The 1,535-nt window shown below is 77.9% G+C and carries 1 protein-coding gene; it reads right to left on the minus strand.

Translation table 11 applies throughout. The features are described 5' to 3' along the window. Positions 1–1,375, minus strand: a 1,375-nt coding sequence (locus GTR00_RS26100) for a reprolysin-like metallopeptidase (RefSeq protein ID WP_166613386.1), incomplete at its 3' end; no start/stop codon positions are given. Positions 1,376–1,535 lie beyond the last annotated feature (160 nt).

The raw sequence follows: 1,535 nt of genomic DNA on the forward strand, positions 1-1,535 counted from the left end.
CGGTGGCGGCGGTGGCGGACACGGCGGTGGCGGTGATCGCGGTGCGCCCGTCGGCGGTGGTGAAGGTGGCCCCGGCGGGCAGCACGAACGGCGCCCCGGTGGCCAGGGGCTCCAGCAGGCGCGCCTTGGCGCCGGCGGTGGTGCCGTCCAGGCGGCGCACGGTCACCCCGGCGGGGATCGGCGCCCAGCCGGTGGAGCCGGTGGCGGTGGTGCCGAAGTACTGCCCGCCCGGGTACAGGTCGGCGTCGCGGCCGCCGCCGGCGCGCAGCTCCACGTAGTAGGTGACGCCGCCGCTGGTGAGCTTCACGGCCTGCGTGCCGCTGGGCGCGCCGATCGGCGCGAGCACGGTGGAGGTGGTGGTGGCCGCGTCGACGCCGGCCAGCTCGGTGCCGGTGAACCCGGCGAGGCGGTCGCGCTGGGCGGCGCTCATCTCCCCCAGGTGCAGGGTGCGCGAGCCGGTGCCGAAGGAGTTGGCGCCCATGACGTCGAAGAAGTCGCCGTACTCCACGGTGGTGCAGGCGCTGGCGGCGCCGTCGTCGGCCCTGCCGCCGGCGCAGGCGGCGGAGGAGCCGGAGTGGCCCAGGCCGAGGTTGTGGCCGATCTCGTGGGCGATCACGGCGGGGGTGGCGTTGCCGTGGACCCACAGGGCCAGGCCGCGCGCGCTGGTGGAGCCGATCCAGGCCACGCCGGCGAAGCCGCACGACAGCTTCGGCGTGGACATCAGCAGGGTGGTGTCGGCGGGCACGGCCACCTTGGCGCGCACCGCCTTCTCCAGGGTGGACAGGTCGCAGGCGGTCGCGGCGGTGGCGGCGACGGTGGCGGTGGTGGGCGCCAGGGCCGTGTAGGTGACGGCCCCGTGGGTCTCGTGGTCGTAGAACCGGCTGACCTCGGCGAGCGCGGAGGTCAGGGTGGCGCCGGTGGTGCCGTCGGCGGCGACGCCGGTCACGGTGACGACGACGGGCAGCACCTTGCGCGGGGCGGTGCTGACGGCCTTGGTCTGGACCGCGGCGGAGAGCACGCGGTAGCCCTGCACGTCGCGGCCGGACTCGGCCAGGGCGCGCGGGGTGCGGGTGGTGGCGCGCACGGCGGCGCCGAGCTGCACGCTGACGGTGCTGCCGGTGGGCACGTCCGCGAGGTCGGAGGCGGGCACCCGCACGTCGCCGCCGGCGGTGCGCAGCACCGTGACCTCGACGTCCTGCTCCACGCCCTGCCCCGCACCCGTCGCGCGCTCGGTGTCGTGGCCGACCTCGACGACGGCGCGCTGCACCGTGCCGGTGACGGCGTCGGCCGCCGCGGCCCGCGGCGCCGCGCCGAGCACGCCGCCGAGCACGCCGCCCGCGACGCAGACCGCCGCGACCGCTCCCGTGAACCGCACGTCGACCACCCCTCGCCCCGGCGGGTCCGTCCCGCCTCGTCAGGGAGTGGTTCGGGTGCGCGGGGCCGTGACCGGATGGACCGGCGGGGGTGCCCCGGACGGGCGCAGGGGGCACCGGCGGTGAACCCCGCGACCCGGCGGCCCTCGCGGGGTTCACCGC

Source organism: Kineococcus indalonis, from assembly GCF_009906395.1.
Lineage (GTDB): Bacteria > Actinomycetota > Actinomycetes > Actinomycetales > Kineococcaceae > Kineococcus > Kineococcus indalonis.